19 protein-coding genes are annotated in these 21,695 nt (G+C 67.4%); 10 read left to right on the top strand and 9 right to left on the bottom strand.

Going from position 1 to position 21,695, the window contains the following annotated elements:
- Complete coding sequence (locus ROZ00_03285; GenBank protein ID MDT3735231.1) at positions 1-900, top strand: DMT family transporter; 900 nt, start codon at positions 1-3, stop codon at positions 898-900.
- On the opposite strand, the gene ROZ00_03280 is transcribed toward ROZ00_03285, so the two are convergent.
- Entirely contained in the window at positions 879-2,363 is a 1,485-nt protein-coding gene (locus ROZ00_03280) for an FMN-binding glutamate synthase family protein (protein ID MDT3735230.1), read from the bottom strand. The genes ROZ00_03285 and ROZ00_03280 overlap by 22 nt on opposite strands.
- 50 nt (positions 2,364-2,413) lie before the next feature.
- Between ROZ00_03280 and nadC the strand changes: the two genes are divergently transcribed.
- Positions 2,414-3,286: a carboxylating nicotinate-nucleotide diphosphorylase gene (gene nadC, locus ROZ00_03275; protein ID MDT3735229.1), complete on the top strand. Its 873-nt coding sequence runs from the start codon at positions 2,414-2,416 to the stop codon at positions 3,284-3,286.
- Positions 3,287-3,353: 67 nt separating this feature from the next.
- A complete protein-coding gene (locus tag ROZ00_03270) occupies positions 3,354-3,491 on the top strand; it encodes a hypothetical protein (protein MDT3735228.1) in 138 nt (45 codons plus the stop codon).
- A gap of 30 nt (positions 3,492-3,521) precedes the next feature.
- Here ROZ00_03270 and thrC read toward each other — a convergent pair whose 3' ends face one another.
- The 3 genes from thrC to ROZ00_03255 form a co-directional block, all read right to left on the bottom strand.
- Positions 3,522-4,949 carry a threonine synthase gene (gene thrC, locus ROZ00_03265; protein ID MDT3735227.1) on the bottom strand — a complete coding sequence of 476 codons (1,428 nt, stop codon included), beginning with the start codon at positions 4,947-4,949 and terminating at the stop codon, positions 3,522-3,524.
- Entirely contained in the window at positions 4,949-6,259 is a 1,311-nt protein-coding gene (locus tag ROZ00_03260) for a homoserine dehydrogenase (GenBank protein ID MDT3735226.1), read from the bottom strand. Before ROZ00_03260 ends, thrC begins: the two co-directional genes overlap by 1 nt.
- Before the next feature lie 69 nt (positions 6,260-6,328).
- Positions 6,329-7,555: a pyridoxal phosphate-dependent aminotransferase gene (locus ROZ00_03255; GenBank protein MDT3735225.1), complete on the bottom strand. Its 1,227-nt coding sequence runs from the start codon at positions 7,553-7,555 to the stop codon at positions 6,329-6,331.
- An 84-nt stretch (positions 7,556-7,639) separates the two neighbouring features.
- Between ROZ00_03255 and ROZ00_03250 the strand changes: the two genes are divergently transcribed.
- Genes ROZ00_03250 through ROZ00_03235 form a run of 4 tightly spaced genes read left to right on the top strand, consistent with a single transcriptional unit; the run spans position 7,640 to position 10,847 of the window.
- Positions 7,640-8,023, top strand: coding sequence for an Mth938-like domain-containing protein (locus ROZ00_03250; GenBank protein ID MDT3735224.1), 384 nt, complete (start codon positions 7,640-7,642; stop codon positions 8,021-8,023).
- Positions 8,020-8,922, top strand: coding sequence for a 4-deoxy-4-formamido-L-arabinose-phosphoundecaprenol deformylase (locus tag ROZ00_03245; GenBank protein ID MDT3735223.1), 903 nt, complete (start codon positions 8,020-8,022; stop codon positions 8,920-8,922). Before ROZ00_03250 ends, ROZ00_03245 begins: the two co-directional genes overlap by 4 nt.
- A 60-nt stretch (positions 8,923-8,982) precedes the next feature.
- Positions 8,983-9,450: a peroxiredoxin gene (locus ROZ00_03240; GenBank protein MDT3735222.1), complete on the top strand. Its 468-nt coding sequence runs from the start codon at positions 8,983-8,985 to the stop codon at positions 9,448-9,450.
- On the top strand, positions 9,447-10,847 hold the full coding sequence (locus ROZ00_03235) for a PhoH family protein (protein ID MDT3735221.1): 1,401 nt from the start codon (positions 9,447-9,449) through the stop codon (positions 10,845-10,847). Before ROZ00_03240 ends, ROZ00_03235 begins: the two co-directional genes overlap by 4 nt.
- 65 nt (positions 10,848-10,912) lie before the next feature.
- Here the strand turns inward: ROZ00_03235 and ROZ00_03230 are convergent, their stop codons facing one another.
- Together ROZ00_03230 and dnaB are read right to left on the bottom strand one after the other, a co-directional pair.
- A complete protein-coding gene (locus ROZ00_03230) occupies positions 10,913-11,968 on the bottom strand; it encodes a FecR domain-containing protein (GenBank protein MDT3735220.1) in 1,056 nt (351 codons plus the stop codon).
- 61 nt (positions 11,969-12,029) lie between these two features.
- A complete protein-coding gene (gene dnaB / locus ROZ00_03225; protein ID MDT3735219.1) occupies positions 12,030-13,427 on the bottom strand; it encodes a replicative DNA helicase in 1,398 nt (465 codons plus the stop codon).
- 198 nt (positions 13,428-13,625) lie between these two features.
- Here dnaB and ROZ00_03220 point away from each other — a divergent pair, with 198 nt between their 5' ends.
- The 3 genes from ROZ00_03220 to ROZ00_03210 are packed head-to-tail and all read left to right on the top strand — an operon-like array spanning position 13,626 to position 16,261.
- On the top strand, positions 13,626-13,793 hold the full coding sequence (locus tag ROZ00_03220; GenBank protein MDT3735218.1) for a DUF5668 domain-containing protein: 168 nt from the start codon (positions 13,626-13,628) through the stop codon (positions 13,791-13,793).
- Between the two features lie 9 nt (positions 13,794-13,802).
- Positions 13,803-15,350, top strand: a complete 1,548-nt coding sequence (locus tag ROZ00_03215; protein ID MDT3735217.1) for a caspase family protein — start codon at positions 13,803-13,805, stop codon at positions 15,348-15,350.
- A 5-nt stretch (positions 15,351-15,355) separates the two neighbouring features.
- Entirely contained in the window at positions 15,356-16,261 is a 906-nt protein-coding gene (locus ROZ00_03210) for a dienelactone hydrolase family protein (GenBank protein ID MDT3735216.1), read from the top strand.
- Here ROZ00_03210 and ROZ00_03205 read toward each other — a convergent pair.
- The 3 genes from ROZ00_03205 to ROZ00_03195 all read right to left on the bottom strand — a co-directional run bounded on the left by ROZ00_03205 (position 16,251) and on the right by ROZ00_03195 (position 21,546).
- Positions 16,251-18,299 carry a ferrous iron transporter B gene (locus ROZ00_03205; protein ID MDT3735215.1) on the bottom strand — a complete coding sequence of 683 codons (2,049 nt, stop codon included), beginning with the start codon at positions 18,297-18,299 and terminating at the stop codon, positions 16,251-16,253. The two genes, ROZ00_03210 and ROZ00_03205, sit on opposite strands and share 11 nt — an antisense overlap.
- A gap of 97 nt (positions 18,300-18,396) precedes the next feature.
- Entirely contained in the window at positions 18,397-20,310 is a 1,914-nt protein-coding gene (locus ROZ00_03200; GenBank protein MDT3735214.1) for a PAS domain S-box protein, read from the bottom strand.
- A gap of 417 nt (positions 20,311-20,727) precedes the next feature.
- Positions 20,728-21,546 (bottom strand): nickel transporter, encoded by an 819-nt coding sequence (locus tag ROZ00_03195; GenBank protein ID MDT3735213.1) that lies wholly within the window; start codon positions 21,544-21,546, stop codon positions 20,728-20,730.
- Between the last annotated feature and the right edge of the window lie 149 nt (positions 21,547-21,695).

The following is a 21,695-nucleotide window of genomic DNA, read 5'->3' as shown; positions in this document are numbered from 1 at the left end:
ATGGCGCTTCCCTCTCCCGCGCAGCATCCGCTGCGCGGCATCCTCCTGTTCATGCTGGCGCTGATGCTGTTCGCCCTGCTGGATGCCACCTCCAAGCACCTGACGGCCGCCTTCGCCGTGCCGCTGCTGGTGTGGGCGCGCTACACCCTGCATTTCGCCATCATGCTGGTTTTCGTCGCACCCTCGATGCGGCTCCGGCTGGTGAGGACCGACAACCTCGCCTTGCAGGTCGTGCGCGCGCTCGCGCTGGTGGGGACGACCGGCTTCGCCATGATGGCCTTCCGCAGCATGCCGCTGGCCGAGGCGACGGCGGTGCTGTTCCTCTCCCCGCTGCTGGTGACGCTGCTGGCCGGCCCCTTTCTCGGCGAGCGCATCGGCGCCGGCCGCTGGGCGGCAGTGGTCGTCGGCTTCGCCGGCGTGATCCTGATCGCCCGGCCCGGCGGCGCGCTCACAATGGCGGGCGTCCTGTGGGCATTGGCCGGTGCCGCCTGCTATGCCGCCTACCAGCTCCTGACACGGCGCCTGAGCCATGCCGAGCACCCCCTGACGCTGCTCTTCTACACGGCGCTGGTCGGCACGGCGGTCATGAGCCTCGCGCTGCCCTGGTTCTGGTTCGAGTTCTCGCCCAGCCCGCAGCAATGGCTGCAGATCGCCTCCCTGGGTTTCTACGGCGGCGTCGGGCATTTCATCCTGATCCGCGCCTTCCGCCTGGCGCCGGCCTCGACGCTGACGCCCTTCGGCTATACGCAGCTGATCTGGGCGGGCCTGCTCGGCTGGCTGGTGTTCGGCCACATCCCCGACGCCCTGTCGGCGGCCGGCATGGCGGTCATCGCCGCCAGCGGGCTGTGGCTGGCCCTGGGGGAGCGGCGCAGGCCGGCTCAAGCCGACGCCGCGGGATAGGGATACAGCATGTTGAGGGCGACGCTCTGCCCGCCCGGCTGGACGATGCGCACGTGCTCGCGGCGGAATTCGCGGGCTTGGTGAAGGCCGCAGGAGTGGGCGATCATGTCGATCTCCCTGTTCATGTTGCGGCAGTAATGGGCGACGCGCTGCGCCTTGTCCTCCACGACGAGGCCGCGCTGCAGTCGCGGGTTGTGCGTGGCGACGCCGGTCGGACAGGTGTTGGCGTGGCAGCGCAATGCCTGGATGCAGCCCAGCGCGAACATGAAGCCGCGCGCGGTGTTCACGAAGTCGGCGCCGGCGGCGAGCGCCCAGGCGGCGCGCGCCGAGGTCACCAGCTTGCCGGCGGCGATGACGCGCACGCGGTCGCGCAGGCCGGTCTCGATCAGCGCATCCACCACCCGCGGCAGGGCCTCGTCGATGGACAGCGCCATGTGGTCGGCCAGCGCCTGCGGCGCCGCGCCCGAGCCGCCCTCGCCGCCGTCGACGGCGATGAAGTCCGGCGCATAGGCAGCCCCGCGCCGCGCCACCGCCTCGCACAGCTCGCGCATGAAGTTCCAGCCGCCGATGGCCGTCTTCACGCCGACCGGCTTGCCGGTCGCCTCGCGCACCCGCGCCACCATGTCGAGCAGTTCGTCGGCATTGGCGACGTCGCGGTGGCGGTTCGGGCTGAGAGAATCCGCGCCGACCGGAATGCCGCGGATCGCCGCGATCTCCTCCGTCACCTTGGCGCCGAGCAGGACGCCGCCCTTGCCCGGCTTGGCGCCCTGAGAGAGCTTGATCTCGAAGGCGCGCACGTTCTCGTGCGCGGCCAGCTCGCGCAGCCGCTGCAGCGACAGCTTGCCGTCGGCGTCGCGCACGCCGTACTTGGCGGTGCCGATCTGCATGATGACGTCGCAGCCGCCCTCGAGGTGGTAGGGCGACAGGCCGCCCTCGCCGGTGTCCATCCAGCAGCCGGCCGCCGCTGCGCCGCGCGACAGCGCCCGCACGGCCGGCTTCGAGATGGCGCCGTAGCTCATGCCGCTGATATTCACCACCGAGCGCGCCAGGAAGGGCCGCTCGCACCAGCCTTCGCCGATGGCCAGCGGCGGCGTCGGCAGCTGGTCTTCCTCGAGCACGGCGAAGGGCGCGTTGACGAACACCAGCGCCCCCGGCTCGCGCAGGTTGTAGGTGGAACCGAAGCCGATCACGCCGCCCTCGTTCTTCGCCAGGCGGTAGACCCAGGCGCGGGTGGAGCGATTGAAAGGCATCTCCTCGCGGTCGCCGGTGAAGAAGTACTGGCGGAAGTATTCGCCCAGCTGCTCGAAGAAGTAGCGCAGGCGGCCGATGATCGGGTAGTTGCGCAGGACGGTGTGCTTCTTCTGCGTGATGTCCTTGACGTACCAGAACACCAGGGCGAGGAACAGGATGATGGCCAGCAGCGTGCCGGCACTGACGGAAAGAACGCTGACGAGGCCCGACATGGCGCTTCCCTCCGGATGTTAGAATCGGCCTCAATCATAGGGCATTCGCCATGGAATTAGCAGCCCGCCTTCCCGAAGAGATCGAACGCAACGTTGCCGCCGCGCTGGCCGAGGACATCGGCAGCGGCGACCTGACCGCCCTGCTCACGCCCGCCGGCCAGCCGGCGCGCGGCATCGTCGTCAGCCGCGAGGAGGCCGTCCTCTGCGGCGCCGGCTGGTTCGACGCCTGCTTCCGCAAGCTGGACGCGCAAGCCCGCATCCGCTGGCACGCCGTCGACGGCGCGCGCATCCACGCCGGCCAGATGCTCTGCGAGATCGAGGCCGACACGCGGGCGCTGCTCACCGCCGAGCGGCCGGCACTGAATTTCCTGCAATTGCTCTCCGGCACCGCCACCGTCACGCGCAAATACGTGGACGCCGTCTCCGGCACGCGGGCGAAGATCGTCGACACGCGCAAGACCCTGCCCGGCCTGCGCCTGGCGCAGAAGTACGCCGTGCGCTGCGGCGGCGGCAGCAACCACCGCCTCGGCCTCTACGACGGCATCCTCATCAAGGAAAACCACATCATGGCCGCCGGCGGCGTGGCGCCGGCGCTGGCGCAGGCGCAGGCTCTGGCGCCGGAAGGCGTGTTCATCCAGATCGAGGTGGAAAACCTGGAGCAGCTCGGCGAGGCGCTGGCCGCCGGGGCGAAGATGATCCTGCTCGACAACATGGACCTGGCGCAGATGCGCAAGGCCGTCGCCGTGACGGCGGGCCGCGCGGTGCTGGAAGCCTCGGGCGGGGTGGATCTGTCGAAAGTGCGGGCGATCGCCGAAACCGGCGTGGACCGCATCTCCATCGGCGGACTGACCAAGGACGTGCGGGCGATCGACCTGTCCCTGCGCCACGTCGAAAGGCCATCCGGCTTGCCTGGACAGGGTTAAACAGGTATAAATCAGCGATAGTCAGTCGCCGCCGAACGGCGGCTCGGACAGAACCAGGGAGCTTTAGATGCTGTTCATCCTCTACTACGTCGTCGCCATCACCGTCCTGATCCTGCACTTCACCGGTTTTCTCGCGCGCCACAACCTGGAATGGCTGATCCTGGTCCTGGCCGTGACGGTCTTCCCGGCCGTCATCTACCTGTAGCGAACTCCCCGCGCGGGCGGCCGCCCGCGCTCAGGCCCGGGCGGCAATAAAGGCCTTCACCGCCCCGGCATCCGCCTCCATCACCTCGACCCGCTGCGGCAGGGCCTCGATGCCCTCCAGTTCGCGCGGCCGGCCCGGCTCGCGGCCGAGCGCCTCGCGAATGGTCTCGGCGAACTTCACCGGCTGCGCCGTCTCCAGCACCACCATCGGCACGCCGGTTTCGCGGTGCGCCAGCGCCACCTTGAGGCCGTCGGCGGTGTGCGGGTCGATCATCACGCCGTATTTCCCGAAGGTGTCACGGATCGTCGCCAGGCGGTCGGCGTGGCTGCTGGTACCGGAGGCGAAGCGGAATTCCGGCAGACGGGCGTGGTACGGCGTGCCGCGCAGGTCGAAGCTGCCGCCCGCGTCCACTTTCGCCCACCATTCCCGCACCACCGCTGCGTCGCGCCCGGCCAGGTCGAAAGCGAAGCGCTCGAAATTGGAGGCCTTGGAGATGTCCATCGAGGGGCTCGAGGTGACGCGCGTCTCGGCCGTCGCGCGCGGCCGGTAGACGCCGGTGCGGAAGAATTCGTCGAGCACGTCGTTCTCGTTGGTGGCCAGCACCAGCTTCGCGACCGGCAGGCCTATCATGCGGGCGACGTGGCCGGCGCAGATGTTGCCGAAGTTGCCCGAGGGCACGGCAAAGGCGACTTCCTCGTCGTTCGAGCGGGTGGCCTCGAAGTAGCCCTTGAAGTAGTACACGATCTGCGCCGCGACACGTGCCCAGTTGATCGAGTTCACTGCGCCGATCTTGTATTTCGCCTTGAAGCCGGCGTCGTTGGAGGCGGCCTTCACGATGTCCTGGCAGTCGTCGAACATGCCGCGGATGGCGATGTTGAAGATATTGGCATCCGGCAGCGAATACATCTGCGCCCGCTGGAAGTCGCTCATCAGGCCGTGCGGCGAGAGCATGAAGACCTTGACGCCGCGCTTTCCGCGCATGGCGTACTCGGCCGCCGAACCGGTGTCGCCCGAGGTGGCGCCTAGAATGTTGATCGTCTCGCCGCGCTTTTCCAGCACGTACTCGAACAGGTTGCCGAGCAACTGCATGGCCATGTCCTTGAAGGCCAGCGTCGGCCCGTTCGACAGCTCCAGCAGGTGCAGTCCCGGCTCCAGCGTGGTGAGCGGCGTGATGTCCGCCGCGTCGCGCCCCGGTCGGCACCAGCGGTAGGTCTGCGCCGTGTACGTGCGGTCGACCAGCGTCTTCAGGTCGCAGGCCGGGATGTCGGTGATGAATTTTTCCAGCACGCGCAGTGCCAGCGCGTGGTAGGGCAGCGCGCGCCATTCGTCCAGCTCGGCGCGCGAGACCTGCGGATAGGCCTCCGGCAGGTAAAGCCCGCCGTCGGGCGCCAGGCCGCCGAGGAGGATGTCGCAGAATTCCCGGGCGGGGGATTGCCCGCGGGTCGAGACGTACTTCATCAGTTCAGCTCTTCCAGCCGCAGGCGCACCACCTTGCCCTTCACCACCGGCAGCGCCTCGATGCGGGCGACGGCGGCCTCCATGTTCTTCTCGCGCGTGAGGTGGGTGAGCATGATGATGTCGGTCTGCTCCTCGCCTTCGGCCGGCTCGCGCTGGATCATGGCGTCGATGGAGATCTGCTGGTCGGCGAGGATGCGCGTGATGTCGGCGAGTACGCCGGGGCGGTCCTCGACGCGCATGCGGAAATAGTAGGAGGTCTCCACCTCGCCCATCGCCAGCACCGGGATCGCCTTCACGGCGTCGGGCTGGAAGGCGAGGTGCGGCACGCGGTGCTCGGGGTCGGCGGTGTGCATGCGCGTGACGTCCACCAGGTCGGCGATGACGGCGCTGGCGGTCGGCTCGGCGCCGGCGCCCTTGCCGTAGTAGAGCGTGGCGCCGACGGCGTCGCCCTTCACCAGCACGGCGTTCATGGCGCCCTCGACGTTGGCGATCAGGCGCTTCGACGGGATCAGCGTCGGGTGCACGCGCAGTTCGACGCCGTCCGGCTTGCGCTTGGTGATGCCGAGCAGCTTGATGCGGTAGCCGAGCTGCTCGGCGTAGCGGATGTCCTCGGCCTGCAGCTTCGTGATGCCCTCGATATGGCACTTGTCGAACTGCATCGGGATGCCGAAGGCGATGGCCGACATGATGGTGAGCTTGTGCGCGGCGTCCACGCCCTCGACGTCGAAGGTCGGGTCGGCCTCGGCGTAGCCGAGGCGCTGCGCCTCCCTCAGCACCGTCTCGAAGGGCAGGCCCTTGTCGCGCATCTCCGAGAGGATGAAGTTGGTGGTGCCGTTGATGATGCCGGCGATCCACTCGATGCGGTTGGCGGTGAGGCCCTCGCGCAGCGCCTTGATGATGGGAATGCCGCCGGCCACCGCCGCCTCGAAGGCGACCATCACGCCCTGCTTCTGCGCGGCGGCGAAGATCTCGTTGCCGTGGGTGGCGAGCAGCGCCTTGTTGGCGGTGACGACGTGCTTGCCGTTCTCGATGGCCTTTAATACGAGTTCCTTCGCCACGCCATAGCCGCCGATCAGTTCGACGACGATGTCGACTTCCGGGTCGGCGACGACGGCGAAGGCGTCGTCGGTGAGGCGGCAGGCGCCGCCGGTGACCTGCTTCGCCAGTTCGAGGTTCTTGTCGGCGACGACGGAGATGCGGATCGGCCGGCCGGCGCGGCGCGTGATCTCCTCCTGGTTGCGCTGGAGGACGGTGAAGGTGCCGCCGCCGACGGTGCCGATGCCGAGCAGGCCTACGTTGATGGGTTTCATATGTTTTGCCGAAAAAGAAAAGTCAGTCGCGGCGGGACGGCGTCCGCGCGGGTCGCCGTTCCGCCGGGTTCATGTGCCGTGGCGCTTGCGGTAGTGCTCGAGGAAGCGCGCGATGCGGCCGATGGCTTCCCGCAGGTCGTCGACATTGGGCAGGAAGACGACGCGGAAGTGGTCGGGGTTCGGCCAGTTGAAGCCGCTGCCCTGCACCAGCAGCACCTTCTCCTCGAGCAGCAGCTCGAGGATGAACTGCTGGTCGTCGGCGATCGGGTACAGCTTCGGATCGAGCCGCGGGAACAGGTAGAGGGCTGCATTGGGTTTGTAGCAGCTGACGCCGGGAATCTGCGTGAGCAGTTCCCAGGCGAGGTCGCGCTGTTTCGACAGGCGCCCGCCCGGCGCGACCAGCTCGACGATGCTCTGGTAGCCGCCGAGCGCCGTCTGGATGGCGTACTGGCCCGGCACGTTGGAGCACAACCGCATCGAGGCCAGCATGTCGAGGCCCTCGATGTAGTCGCGCGCGTGGCGCCTCTCGCCGGAGACCACCATCCATCCGGCGCGGTAGCCGCAGGCGCGGTAGTTCTTCGACAGGCCGTTGAAGGTGACGAACAGCAGGTCGTCGGCGAGGGAGGCGATCGAAGTATGCGTGGCGCCGTCATAGAGCACCTTGTCGTAGATCTCGTCGGCGAAGATGATGAGCTGGTGCTGGCGGGCGATCTCGATGATCTCGCGCAGCAGGGCGTCCGGATACAGCGCGCCGGTCGGGTTGTTCGGGTTGATCAGCACGATGGCGCGGGTCGACGGGCCGATCTTGCCGCGAATGTCGGCGAGGTCCGGCAGCCAGCCGGCGCCCTCGTCGCAGAGGTAGTGCCGCGGCGTGCCGCCGGAGAGGCTCACCGCCGCCGTCCACAGCGGGTAGTCGGGCGCCGGCAGCAGCACCTCGTCGCCGTTGTTGAGCAGGGCCTGCATGGCCATGACGATCAGCTCGGAAACGCCGTTGCCGATGTAGATGTCGTCGATGCCGACGCCGCCGATCCGCTTCTCCTGGCAGTAGTGCATGATCGCCTTGCGCGCGGCGAAGAGGCCCTTCGAGTCGGAATAGCCGGAGGCCTCGCGCAGGTTGTGGATGACGTCGACGACGATCTCTTCCGGCGCCTCGAAGCCGAACGGCGCCGGGTTGCCGATGTTCAGCTTGATGATGCGGTGGCCTTCCTCCTCCATCTGGCGGGCGCGCGCCAGCACCGGTCCGCGGATGTCGTAGCAGACGTTGGCGAGCTTGGTCGATTTGAGTACCGGTTGCATGGCAATTCCCCGAATATGGCAGTGCAGCATCAAGGCTATAATGTTACCCGACTTCCAGACAAATCAGTGTGCTAGCACCGCTTCATGAAACTGCACCTCGACAACCCTAGCAGCCGCAACCTGGTCACCGGCTACGGTGCGGGCTATGTCGCCATCAACCACCGGCATTACGAAGCCGGCCTGATCCTGCTGCCCGACCGCATCGTCGAATCCTGGGGCACCGGCGGCTTCGAGGCGCTGGCGGAGCAGGATTTCGAGGTGATCCGTACGCTGGGGCCGGAGATTCTCCTGCTCGGCACCGGCAACCGCCAGCGCTTCCCCGCGCCCGGCCTGCTGCGCCCGCTGATCGAGGCGCGGATCGGCTACGAGGTGATGGACCTGCCCGCCGCCTGCCGCACTTTCAACATCCTGATGGCGGAAGGCCGGCAAGTGGCCGCCGCCCTGCTCATCGAATCCACTCCATCGTGAAACTTGCCCTGAAAATCGATGCCGCCACCTTCCGCGGCAGCCTGGTTGGCGTGCCGCAGCTGGTCGAGGCCCTGCGCAGCGCCGAAGCGCAGGCGAGCTTTTTCTTCAACCTCGGTCCGGATCACAGCGGCCGACAGCTGGGCGCACTGCTGGCGGCCTCCCGCCGCGGCGCCTCGGCCACGAGCCGCTACGGGCTGGCAACCCTCCTTTACGGCACGCTGCTGCCCGCCCCCGACATCGGCCGCCGTTGCGCGGGCATCCTGCGCGGCGTGCGCGATGCCGGCTTCGACGCCGGCGTGATGGGCTGGGACGGCGCCGCCTGGCAGCGAAGCGCCGAAACGGCCGCCCCCGGCTGGACTGAGCGCCAGATGCAGCGCGCGATTGCGCGCTACGAGAAGATTTTCGGCGAAGCGCCGAGGTTCCATGGTGCCGCCGGCTGGCAGATGAACCGGCATGCCCTGCGCCTGACCCAGCGCCTGGGGTTCGGCTTCGCCTCCGACACGCGCGGCACCCACCCCTACATTCCGGTCTGGGATGGCGAAGTCGTCCTCTGTCCGCAGCTGCCGACCACCCTGCCGGCCCTGGACGAGCTGCTGGACCGCGACGGCTGCAGCGTCGACACGGTACACGAGCGCCTGCTGGCGCTCACCGCCGAGGCGCCGTCGACCGGCCATGTCTTCACCCTGCGGGCCGAACTGGAAGGCCAGCGGCTGCTGCCGGTCTTCGTCAAGCTGCTGGAAGGATGGAAGGCCCAGGGCTACGAACTGGTCTCCCTGGGCGGCCTGCTCGAATCGATCGACGCCAGCCGCCTGCCGCGACATGAGGTGGTGCGCGGCACGGTGGCGGGCCGCGCCGGCAGCCTGATGCTGCAGGGGCCGGAATTCCTGGCAGCGGCGTAACGAAACCGTAATCCGGCGCGCTTGCGCGCGCGACGGATTTCATCAACAATGCAGGCGCTCATGCCAGACAAGCCCGTACCCGATTTCACCCTGCCGTCGACAGGCGACCAGATCTTCTCCCTGTCCCAGGCGCGCGGCACACCCCTCGTCCTGTATTTCTATCCGAAAGACAACACGCCGGGCTGCACCACCGAGGCCGGCGAGTTCCGCGACCTGCACGCGCAGTTCCGCAAGGCCGGCTGCGCAGTCTTCGGCATCTCGCGCGACAGCCTCAAGTCGCACGAGGGCTTCAAGGCCAGGCTGAAGCTGCCCTTCGAGCTGCTCTCCGACAGCGAGGAAAAGGCCTGCACGCTGTTCGGCGTCATCAAACAGAAGGTGCTCTACGGCAAGCCGGTGCGCGGCATCGAGCGCAGCACCTTCCTCATCGACGGCGACGGCGTGCTGCGGCGCGAGTGGCGCGGCGTCAAGGCGCCGGGACACGCCGCCGAAGTCCTCGAATCCGTGAAATCCCTCAAGAGAGATCAATGAACGCCAAGAAACACCCCGCCACCAAGCTGTTCGTCCTCGACACCAACGTCCTCATGCACGACCCGACCAGCCTGTTCCGCTTCGAGGAACATGACGTCTTCGTGCCGATGATGACCCTCGAGGAGCTCGACAACAACAAGAAGGGCATGTCGGAAGTGGCGCGCAACGCCCGCCAGGCCAGCCGCATGCTGGACGGCATCGTCGGCGGCTTCGAGGACCGCATCGAGAAGGGCATCCCGCTCGAGGATCCGTCCAGCGGACTGGCCACCGGCCGCCTCTTCATGCAGACCGAGCCGATCAACGGCACCCTGCCGGCGACCCTGCCCACCGCCAAGGCCGACAACCAGATCATCGGCGTGATGATGCATCTGATCGACAAGCATCCGAAGCGCTCGGTGATCCTGGTCTCCAAGGACATCAACATGCGCATCAAGGCCCGCGCCCTCGGCCTGGATGCGCAGGACTACTACAACGACAAGGTGCTGGAGGACACCGACCTCCTGTACACCGGCACGCGCGAGATGACGGCCGACTTCTGGGAGGCCAACGGCAAGGACATGGARTCCTGGAAGCAGGAGGGCCACACGCTCTACCGCATCAAGGGKCCGGTCTGCSCSGAYCTGCTCATCAACGARTTCCTCTGGCAGGACGGCGAGCGYCCCTTCCAGGCCATCGTGCGCGARAAGAGCGGCAAGTCCGCCGTGCTGGAAACGCTGAAGGACTACAGCCACCAGAAGAACAACGTCTGGGGCATCATGGCGCGCAACCGCGAGCAGAAYTTCGCCCTCAACCTGCTGATGGACCCGGAGGTCGACTTCATCACCCTGCTCGGCCAGGCCGGCACCGGCAAGACCCTGCTGACGCTGGCCGCGGGCCTGACGCAGACGCTGGAAACCAAGCTCTACAGCGAGATCATCTTCACCCGCGTCACCGTCCCGGTCGGCGAGGACATCGGCTTCCTGCCCGGCACCGAGGAGGAGAAGATGACGCCCTGGATGGGCGCGCTGGAGGACAATCTCGACGTGCTCAACAAGCCTTCCGAGGACGGCGGCGAGTGGGGCCGCGCCGCCACGCGCGACCTGATCCGCTCGCGCATCAAGGTGAAGTCGCTCAACTTCATGCGCGGCCGCACCTTCCTCAACAAGTACCTGGTCATCGACGAGGCGCAGAACCTGACGCCGAAGCAGATGAAGACGCTGATCACCCGCGCCGGCCCCGGCACCAAGGTGGTCTGCCTCGGCAACATCGCCCAGATCGACACGCCTTATCTCACCGAGGGCAGTTCGGGCCTGACCTATGTGGTGGACCGCTTCAAGGGCTGGCCGCACAGCGGCCACGTCACGCTGATGCGCGGCGAACGCTCGCGTCTGGCCGACCACGCGGCTGAGGTGTTGTAGGTCGGGCTTCGGCCCGACCATGTCGCCTGATCGACCGCCGCCGCCGGCCTGGAGGCCGACCTACATCAGTCCCGCCCGCGCCCGCCGCCGCGCGGACCATGGTCCCGGTCGATGTTGCGCTGCGGCCGGTCGCGATCGCGGCCACGGATTTCGCGTTCCTGCGGACGCATCTCCAGCTGCCCGTCGCGGCGCTGGCGCCGGTCCTCGGCACCGGCAGAACGCCGTTCCCGCTCATCGCGCTGCTGCAGGCCGCGTTCCTGCTGGCGCCTCTGCTGGCCGTCCTGCTGCTGCTTCCTGCGCTCATCGCGCTGCTTCAGGCGCTGCGCATCCTGTTCCCGCTTGCGTTCCTGCACCGCCTTTTGCCGATCGGCCTTCTGCTTGTCCAACTGAACCTTCTTCTCCTGCAGGACCTTGCGGCGGTCGTCACGGCGCTGGTCGATCACCTTGCGCACGGCTTCGTGCCGCGCGGCAATGACCGCTTCATGCCGCGTCGCCTTGAAAAAGGCCGGCACCTGGGGCAGGATGCGCGGCACCGGCCGCCCCCTCAAGGGCGCGAAGCCTGCCTGGTTGGGCTTCACGTCGATGCTGCCGTGCCGGGTCTGGATATAGCTGCCGCCGACATTGACCTTGTCGTAGCTGCCCGGGTCGCCTTCCTTGGCCCCCTCGGGGATGACCAGCGGTTCGTGGTCGGTGCCGCGCACGCCGATGGTGGCGGTAGGGGTGCGCACCTGGTAGCTGCGCGGATTGTACTTGCCGATCCAGCCGGTCACCGAGCGAAAGGTGCCCTGCAACAGGCTGAAGACGCCCTTGTCCTTGTCGTCGCCCTCCGCCCGGTAGGCGGCGATGCTCATCTTCGTGTTTGGGCGCACGGCAATGAAGCCGCCGTCCTCCATGCTGACGTGCAATTCGCCGTCCTGGCCGGTGGCGATGCTCTCACCCTCGAAGACCGTGCTGCCGACGGCAACGCGGCGCGACTGCCTGGCGCGGTCGGTGACCGTCACGTCGCCTTCGACAAGTTCGACTTTGCCGGCGAGATTGCTTGACGCGGACGTCGACGGGCCTTGGGCATAAGCGCCCAGGCAGGCAAACAACATGCAGCAGGCAAGCAGCAGGCGGCGCATGACGGACCCTCCCCGTTTGTCAGGGAGTTTAACGGCCGGCCGGCCGGTTGGGTTGAATCGGCTAGTAGGATCCCTGCGCCGCGAAGTTCTCGAAGCGGGTGTACTCGCCGAGGAAGGTGACGCGCACCGTGCCGATGGGGCCGTTCCTCTGCTTGAGGATGTTGATCTCGGCCGAGCCCTTGTCCGGCGAATCGGGGTTGTACACCTCGTCGCGGTAGATGGCGATGATGACGTCGGCGTCCTGTTCGATGGCGCCGGATTCGCGCAGGTCGGACATCACCGGGCGCTTGTTCGGCCGCGATTCGACGTTGCGCGAGAGCTGCGAGAGCGCCACCACCGGCACGTGCAGTTCCTTGGCCAGGGCCTTCACCGAGCGCGAGATCTCGGAGATCTCCGTGGCGCGGTTCTCGCCGTCGCGCACCGAGGACATCAGCTGCAGGTAATCGATGACGATCAGGCCGAGCTTGCCGCACTGGCGGTAGAGGCGGCGGGCGCGGGCACGCAGCTCGGTGGAATTCAGGGCCGGCGTCTCGTCGATGTGGATCGGCGCCTCGTGCAGCTTGCCCAGCGCGAAGGTCATGCGCTGCCACTCGTCGTCGTTGAGCCGGCCGGTGCGCACGCGGTGCTGGTCGAGCCGGCCGACCGAGGACAGGAAGCGCATGGCGAGCTGCGTGCCCGGCATTTCCATCGAGAAGATCGCCACCGGCAGCTTGGACTCCAGGGCGACGTGCTCGGCGATGTTGAGGGCGAAGGCGGTCTTGCCCATCGAGGGCCGGCCGGCGACGATGACCATGTCGCCGGGCTGGAAGCCCGAGGTCTTCATGTCGAGGTCGTGGAAGCCGGTCGGGATGCCGGTGATGTCCGAGGGATGCTCGCGGTCGTAGAGTTCCTGGATGCGGTCGACCACCTGGCCCAGCAGCGGCTGGATGGCGGTGAAGCCCTCCGTCGTGCGCGAGCCGGCGTCCTTGATCTCGAAGACCTTCGACTCGGCCTCGTCGAGCAGGGCCTTGGCCTCGCGGCCGGCGGGATTCAGGGCGCTGGCTGCGATCTCGTCGCCCACCGCCACCAGCTTGCGCAGGATCGCCCGCTCGCGGACGATCTCGGCGTAGCGCTTGATGTTGGCGGCCGACGGCGTGTTGTTGGCGATCTCGCCGAGGTAGGCCATGCCGCCGGCCTGTTCCGCTTCCGCGGCCTTTTCCAGCGACTCGTATACCGTCACCACGTCGGCCGGGCGGGCGGCCTCGATCAGGCGGGCGATATGGCGGAAGATGCGGCGGTGGTCGTCGCGGTAGAAGTCCGCCTCGGAGACCTGGTCGGCGATGCGGTCCCAGGCGGCATTGTCGAGCATCAGGCCGCCCAGCAGCGACTGCTCGGCCTCGATCGAATGGGGCGGCAGCTTGAGCGCCGCGAGTTGCGGATCGCCGGATTGCTGGGAGTTGAATGCGCGTGCCTGGGCCATGGGATCGATGTGCGGTTAGGTGGGCCAGTTTACCCGCGCAATCCGGCCGTGGCGAGTGGATAAGCGGTGGATAAGCCTTGAAAGCCGGTGGATAAGCTGTGGAGAGGCGGTGGGCAAACTGTGGGCAATCGGGTGCCGCAGGCTTGGGCTATCATGTTACTTGTCCCACCCAACTGTCCTTTCATCGGAGAATCGCTCATGCGCGGCACTTTCTGGCCCATCGTCCTCATCGTCGTCGGCGGCCTCCTCCTGCTCTCCAACCTGGGCATCCTGCCGCTGGGCGAACTGAAGGCCCTGCTCGCCAAGTGGTGGCCGCTGATCCTGATCCTCATCGGCGTCGTCTCACTGCTGAAAAAAGGCCGTTAAGGAATTGCCATGAATCGCCGCCTTGCCCTGCAGCGCCTGTCGGCCCTCTCTGCCGCTTCGCTGCTCCCCTGGAACCGCCTCGCCTTCGGCTCGACCGCCTCGACCCTGAACGCCCTGCCCCGGGTGGCCCTGGTGATCGGCAACAGCCGCTACAAGGAAGCGGCGCTCAAGAACCCCGCCAACGACGCGGCGGCCATCGGCGACAACCTGAAGAAGATGGGATTTTCCGTCATCTCGCAGCTCGACACCGGCAAGGCCGCCATGGAAAACGCCATCCGCAGCTACAGCGAGCAGCTGGCGAAGAGCAAGGGCGTCGGCCTGTTCTACTTCGCCGGCCACGGCCTGCAGGTGAGCTGGCGCAACTTCCTCGTGCCGGTGGATGCCAGCCTCGACCGCGTCGACGACATCCCGGCGCAAACCGTCGACCTGGCGGCCCTGCTCGGCGGCATCGGAAAGGCCGGCAACCCCATGAACATCGTCATCCTGGATGCCTGCCGCGACAACCCCTTCGGCGGCACCCTGAAATCCGGCAAGGGCCTCAGCCAGATGGACGCCCCCATCGGCACCCTGCTCGCCTACGCCACGGCGCCGGGCAACGTCGCCTCGGACGGCGGCGGCAGCAACGGCCTGTACACCGAGAACCTGCTGCGCGAGATCCATACGCCGGAAGCCAAGATCGAGGACATCTTCAAGCGCGTGCGCCTGGCGGTGCGGCGCGCCTCGCAGGGCCAGCAAGTCCCCTGGGAGAGCACTTCGCTCGAGGAGGATTTCTATTTCCTGCCGCCGGCCAGCTTGAAGAAGCTGTCCGAGGAAGAGCTCGCACGCCAGTTCGCCGAGGAAGCCGCCATTTGGGAGAGAGTCCAGCAGGCCGGCCAGATCGCCGCCGTCGAGGATTACCTGCGCCGCTACCCGAGCGGCCATTTCTCCGAGCTCGCCGCCGTGCGCCTCGACCGCATGCTGGCGAAGCAGGGCGAGAAGAAAGTCAGTCTCGTCAACACGGCGGCCAACCCCTTCACCAAGGGCACCGGCGTCATCGACCTCGGCTACCGCGTCGGCGACCGCTACGTCTACCGTTCCCTCGACCTGCTGACCAAGGTCGAGAACCGCAAGCTCGTCAGCACCGTCAGCGAGGTCGCCGAGGACAAGGTGATCTACAACAACGGCGCCCTCGTCACCGACCTGCTCGGCAACCTCATCAAGCGTCCGGACGGGGCGAGTTTCGGCCCCAGCCAGATGTTCATCAGCGAATACCACCTGGGCAAGAAATGGAGCACGCGATACGCGATCAACTTCGCCAAAGGGGGACAGGACACCGTCGAACTCGACCTGAAGGTCGTCGCGCGGGAAACCATCACCGTGCCTGCCGGCACCTTCGATTGCTTCCGCATCGAGGCCAACGGCTGGGTGCTCGGCATATCGCAGCAGACCGAATGGAAGTTCTGGGTGGCGCCGGACAAGGTGAACCGCTTCATTGCCATGGAGGCCTGGTGGCGCATGCGCGGACGCATCGTGCGCTCGGACCGCCAGGAACTCGTGTCCTACACCCGCGCTTCCTGAATGGCATGTCCAAATTTCTTTACGTATCGATCCTCACCCTGCTGCCGGCGCTGCAGGCCCGCGCCGATTTCCCGGATCCGGCGTCGCTCAGGACAAGCGCCGCGCTGACGCCGGACCTCGTCTTCCCGACCGAGGCCTCGACTTTCGGCTTTTTCAGCACGCCGCAGATGGCGCTGTACAGGCCGGAGGGCCCCGGCCCCTTCCCGGCACTGGTGCTGCATCACCAGTGCGGCGGCCTGCGCAACGAACGCTGGCAGAACCGCTCGATGCTGGACTGGGCGAAGGAGGCCGTCGCCCGCGGCTACGTCGCCCTGCTCATCGACACCCTCGGCCCGCGCGGCGCGCAAACGCTGTGCTACGGTCCGCAGAACAACGTCACCTTCGCCACCGGCGTGAAGGATTCCCTGCAGGCCGCCGAGCACCTGCGCAGGTTCGATTTCGTCGACAAGCGCCGCATCGCCCAGGCCGGCTATTCCTGGGGCGCCATGGTCGGCGTGCTGGCGAGCAGCAGGCTGTGGGGCGAGGCGCTCGCGCCCGGGGAGCGTTTCGCCGCCGTGGTGTCCTTCTATCCGGGCTGCTTCACCATCCGGCCGAAGACGGCGCCCGCCTTCGAAATCGTCCGTCCGGACATCGACCGGCCGCTGCTGGTGCTGATGGGGGCGGACGACAGCGAGACGCCGCCGGCCGACTGCCTCTCGCGGCTGGAACCGCTCAAGGCGCAGGGCGCGCCCGTCGAGTGGCATGTCTATCCGGCCACCACCCACTGCTGGGACTGCGCCAACCTGCACAATTTCTCGAAGACCGATGCGCGCGGCAACCGCGTCACCTATCGCTACGACGCCGACGTCACCGCCGATTCCGCGAGGCGCATGTTCGAATTCCTCGACGGGGCGATGCCGGCTAGAAAATGAGCCGCAGCAATTCGGCGCCCGCACGCGTGGCGCCCGCCAGCCCCAGGGCCACGCCCACCGACAGCGCCACCGAGAAGAAGGCCTCGCGCCGGCCGAGCGTCTTCAGCATCACGGCGAAGGTCGACACGCAGGGGATGTAGAAGGTCAGGAACACCAGGAAGGTCAGGATCTGCACCCAATCCAGAAGCGGCGATATCTCCAGCGTGCCGAGGGCCTGGTACACCATCAGCAGCGACAGCTCCTTCCGCAGGATGCCGAACAGGATCGGCACGCCGAGCGCCGCCGGCAAGCCCAGCCACCACGCCGTCACCGGCGTCAGCGCCGCATTGATGGCGTCGTCGGCGCCGAAATGCGCCAGCAGCGCCAGCACCACGCTGCCGGCAACGAGGAGCGGCGTGACGATGGTGAGGATGTCGCTGGTGCGCGCCCAGGTGTTGGCGAGCAGCGCCCGCCATGCCGGCAGTCTGTAGGGCGGAATTTCCAGCACCATGCCGCGCACGTCCTCCGGATAGCGCCGGCCGAGCAGCTTGCCGAGCACCGCCACCGTCAGCATGGCCAGGGCGAAGACGGCGAACACGCCGAGGCCGCCCAGGTATTTTCCGCCCAGCGCCAGCACGATGGCCGAGCGCGCCGAGCAGGGCACGAAGGTGATCAGCAGCGAGGCGACGATGCGCTCGCGGCCGCGCGCCGTCGCGGCCACCGCCGAGATGGCCGGCACGTTGCAGCCGAGCCCGATGAGGAAGGGAACCGCCACGCCGCCGTGCAGGCCGATCGAATGGAAGCCGCGATCCACCACGAAGGCGACGCGGTGCATGATGCCCGACTCCTCCAGCGCCACCAGCAGCAGCACCAGCGGCAGCATGTAGGGCACGACGATGCCGACCATCCCGACCAGCGCGTCGGCGACTGCGCGGCCGACGACGCCGGTCGTGCTGTCGGGCTGCCACTGCCCGACCCATTCGGCCAGCCGCGCGGAAGTCAGTCCGTCCAGCACGGCGCTCACCTCGAACACCATGAACAGCACCAGCGCGAACACCGCCAGGCTGCCGACCAGGCCCCAGCGCGGATGCAGGAACAGCTCGTCGAGCCAGCGCTTCCAGCGCTCGCTGTCCTCCGGTGCGCCCAGCCGCGTCACCGCCTCGTACAGCAGCGCCGCGCGATGGTGCCGGTCGGCATGCAACTCGTCGGAGAGCGGGCGCGGCAGCGTCTGCTGGGCGGCCGCGCGCGCCGCCGTCACCTCCGGCACCACATCGGGGAAATGCTCGGCCAGCTCGCGCAGGAACCAGTCGTCGTTCTCCGCCAGCTGCATCAGCAGCAGCGGGCGCGGCACGCGGAAGGCTTCGTCGATCTCCGGTCGCGCCAGGATGGCGTTGAGCGGCTTCAGGCTTTCGCGGATGTGTTCGCTGCAATGCTGGGCCAGCGGGCAGACTTTCTCGCGCGCCGCCGCCAGCGCTGCTGCGAACAGCTCGGTCAGCCCCATGCCCATGTGCGCCACCGTCGCCACCACCGGCACGCCGAGCCGCTCCGACAATGCCTTGGCGTTGACATAGATGCCCTTGTCGCGCGCCTCGTCCATGCGATTGAGCGCGATCACCAGCGGCCGGCCGAGCAGCGACAGCTCCAGGCTGAGTTCGAGGTCGCGTTCCAGGGAAGCCGCATCGACCACCTGCACCAGCACGTCCGGCGCACGGAAGGCTGCCGTCGGCTGCTGCGGCTCATGGCGGGCGATCACCGGCCAGCGGTCGCCCCACAGGAGGACCATCAGCACCTGCCGGTCGGCCTCGCGCAGGCGGTGCAGGGTCTCGATCGGCGGCAGGTCGACCAGCGAGATTTCCTCGAGGCCGATGCCGACCAGGCATTCCTCGTAGGCCGACTCGCCGGCCAGCCGGGCGTGGCTCGGCGCCGCGCTGGAGGCGGCCTGGAAGATGGTGCTCTTGCCGGACTGCTGGCGGCCGACCAGCGCGACGCGCGGCCGCCGCTCGCCGCGCAGGAGCGGCGTATGGAGCGGGATGCGGCCCGCGCCGGGCGATGCATTCATTTCATCTGTTCATCCCGCGCGAAACGCGCGGAACGCGGGCAATGGGACTGCCCGGAATTATGAGGCCTTCCGTGCCGGGGCGCATCCTCCCGCGGACTCAGGCGGAGGGCGGCTCCTGCCCGGCCAGCGTGAAACGGAAGGTCGCGCCCCGCTCCGGCTCGGCGTCCGCCCAGATGCGGCCGTCGTGGAGCCCTATGATGCGGGCCACGATGGCTAGGCCGATGCCGGTCCCCTCGAAATCCTCGGCGCGGTGCAGGCGCTGGAAGGCGCCGAACAGGCGGTTGGCGTAGCGCGGATCGAAGCCGGCGCCGTTGTCGCGGACATGGATGACGCGCCGGCCGGACTCCTCGCGCCAGCCGAAGCCGATCTGCGCCGTTTCCCGCCGGGCGGTGAACTTCCAGGCATTGCCGAGCAGGTTCTCCAGAACGATGCGCAGCAGCTGCGGATCGCCGCGCACGACGACGCCCTCCTCGATCCGGGCGTCCAGCTTGCGCTCCGGCGCATGATCCGCGAGCTCGCCCAGCACCTCGCCCGCCAGCCCGCTCAGGTCCACCCGTTCGAATGAAATCTCGCTGCGCCCGATCTGCGACAGGCGCAGCAGGTCGTCTATGAGGTCGCCCATGCGCAGGCTCGACTTGATGATGCGATCGAGGCTGTCCCGCGCCTGGGCGTCATGACAGCCGTCGCAGCGCTCCTTCAGCAGCCTGGCGAAGCCGTTGATGCTGCGCACCGGCGCCCGCAGGTCGTGGGACACCGAATAGCTGAACGACTCGAGATCGCGGGTGCGCTCCTGCACGCGGCGCTCGAGGCTGGCGTTGAGGCGGAGGATCTCCTCCTCGGCCCGCTTGCGCTCGGTGATGTCCTCCTTCACCACGATGAAATGCGTAATCGCCCCTTCCTCGCTCCTCAGCGGCGAAATCCGCGTCGCCTCCCAGAAGAGCTCGCCGTTCTTCTTGCGGTTCTCCAGTTCGCCGCGCCATTCCAGGCCGCGCAACAGGGTCGACCACATGTCTTCGTAAACCTCGGGTGGCGTCGTGCCGGACTTGAGTATCCTCGGATTCCGGCCCACCGCCTCGCGCCGGGAATAGCCGGTGATTTCGGTGAACTTCGGATTGACGTACTCGATCGTGCCGTCGCGGTCGGTGATGACCACGGTGGCCGGGCTGTGCTCCACCGCCTGCGACAGCTTGAGCAGGGCCTTCTCGGCGTTGCGGATCTCCTCGAGGTCGCGGGCGCTCTGCCGGATGTGCCGTTCCGTTTTCTCGGCCATCTGGTCGAAGGCCTCGGCCAGCTGGCCGATCTCGTCGTGCGACCTGAACCGCGTGCGCGCATCGTAGTGGCCGGCAGCGAAGCGCAGGCTCGCCTCGGCCAGCTGCCGCAAGGGCGCCACCAGCCGCTTGCGGATGACGATGAAGCCGGCCGCTATGAGCAGGAAATCGAACAGCGCCAGGATGACGAGGCTCCGGACCGCCCGCGCCTCGGACAGGTCGACGTGCGCGACCAGCTTGCCGACGATGTCGTTGGTCATCGCCAGTATGGCCGCCGCATCGGCGTAGAGATGCTCGAACTCCCGCGCGGCACCTTCTCCGAGTTCCCGCTTTCGCAGGATGGCGGCGGCATCCGTCCGGTAGTCGGCCCACGCAGCATGCACCGACTCGGCCAGCGGCATGATCCCGGCCGGCAGCCGGTCGATCTCGAAGCCGTCGACGCTGCCGCCGCGACCGAGCGTGTCCAGCACGTGCTCGAAACGCCGGAAATAGCCGTCGAGGGCCTGGCGATCCGCCGTCAGGCCGACGGCGAGCCGCAGCAATTCGGCCTGGGCGGCCTGGCTCAGGTAGCGCAGGCTGCCGGCCAGGTTGATCGTGGCGGCGATGCCCTCCCGCTCCTTCAGCAGGGTGCGGACGACCAGGCCGTTCGCCGCCACCACCAGCAGGATCAGCCCGAAGAAAATGGCGAACTTTTTGCTGATGGTAGGGCGAAGCAGCCGGCGCGGCAATGTCATCTCTGGCATGGGCTCGCTCCCCACGCGAGTTTCGCGCGCCACACGTTTCGATCGGCGCAGCCGTGCGCAACCGCCATCGCAGTCTCCGTCGTTTTCAATGCCGGATCCGGCAAGCAGGCCTGTCCGCCACAGGCGAACGATCCCGATATTTTGGGCAACTTCTCGGCCCGGAAGAGCAGTCGCCCACGAGAACAAGGCAGCCGACTGCTGAAGAGACGGTCGCATTCAGAAGTGGGATAACGGACTTTCCCGAGGTTTCTGAAGACCAGAATTACGAGGGCAAAGTTATAGGGAGGAGCGTGGTGCAGCCTTGATCAAAATCAAAGGTTGACTGCGTTTATCAACAATTATTTTCAATGTCTTGCAGTCGGTGCAAAGATGCGCCCCGGCATCAGCTCGAGGTTGTACGCAGGTAAGCGGAACGGGCTACGACTGCGCACGCACAGGTTCGCTGCGGGCGAGCTTCAGGGCGAGCAGGAAGCTCAAGGCGATCACGGCAACAAAGGCGAGGCCGAAGGCGAGTTCCTTGCCGTCTGACCAGGCGCCGACTTCCGGCGAAGCGTAGCGGGCGAAGCCGAACCCGGCGACCAGCAGCGACAGCCCGCCCACCGCCAGCCCCATGACGCGCGAGGCGATGCAGGCGAGGCGGTCGGCGCGGCGGATCAGGCGCGCGATCCAGAGTCCGTTCACGCCGTCCATCAGCATCATGCCGAGCATGAAGATCAGCCCCAAAGTCAGTGCGTGCGACACGCCGCCGAACTGCGTGCCGGTCAGGGCGAACAGCGTCGCCTGGCTCATGGTGTCGAAGGACAGCGCGAACAGCGCGCCGACGGCGGCGATGAGCAGCGGGTTGCCGGTGCGCTGCAGACGGCCGAGGAAACGCCCCTTCAATCCCACCGGCTGCACCACCTGGTCCGGCTGCGCGGAGAGCACGGCGACCAGATTCAGGCTGCCGAGCAGCGCGAGGAAGGTGATGGAAATCCAGGCGCCGAGGTCTTCCATCCACTCCGGCACGGCCCAGCTGTGCGCCAAGGTGCCGACGACCAGCGCGATGGCGACGACGATGGCACCGTGGCCGAGCGAGAACAGGAAGCCGCAGTAGCGCGCCAGGCGCGTGTTGCGGCGGGCGTTGAAGCGGGTCAGGCCGTCGATGGTGGCGAGGTGATCGGCATCCAGGCCATGCTTCACGCCCAGCATGAATACCAGGAACATCAGCGCCAGCCAGTCGTTCGGTAGGGATTCCATGACTTCAGTCTGCCGGTTCGTATGAAGAAATTATAGTTTTTCCTAACAGGATTCGTGCCAGCCCGTCGTTTGAATATCGCCTTGTTTCGCAAGATGTTTTACGGGCCGGCCGAAAACTGTCGCAAAGGACGCTGCCGGTATGAAGCTTT

It is taken from the genome of Denitratisoma sp., assembly GCA_032027165.1.
Lineage (GTDB): Bacteria > Pseudomonadota > Gammaproteobacteria > Burkholderiales > Rhodocyclaceae > Desulfobacillus.
Note: the sequence above shows the minus strand (reverse complement) of the source record. Positions and strands in the feature narration are given on the sequence as shown.